Below are 353 nucleotides of genomic sequence, written 5' to 3'. Positions count from 1 at the left end.
CACCCCGCTGGGCCAGGCCCTGATCGCCCTGGCCGCGGGCTGGCCGCTGATCCTGCTCGGGCGCATGGTGTCCTGGTTCGGCATGGGCCTGCGCGGCCCGTTACGCGACGCCATCTTGATCCAGGCGGTCAGCCCCGCGACGCGCGGGCGCGCCTTCGGTTTTCATCGCGCGGCGGACACCGTCGGCGCAGTGTTCGGCCCGCTGTTGGGCGTGGTCTTGCTGGGGCTCGCTCAGGGCTGGCACTGGAGCGACGACGCCGGCCCCTTCCGCTTCGTGCTGTGGCTCTCGCTCATTCCCGGCCTGCTGGCGCTGCTGGCCTTCCTCGCATTGGTGCAGGACCCGCAGCATTCGC

At 72.0% G+C, this 353-nt stretch carries 1 protein-coding gene; it reads left to right on the top strand.

Features of this window, described 5'->3' with window-relative positions; translation table 11 throughout:
- The coding region (locus ACR6JA_RS22935; RefSeq protein WP_494599794.1) for an MFS transporter at positions 1-353 on the top strand (353 nt) is incomplete at both ends.

This window comes from Cedecea sp. B1(4), from assembly GCF_059414925.1.
The sequence above is the reverse complement of the archived record's forward strand: the minus strand, read 5'-3'. Positions and strand labels throughout refer to the sequence as shown.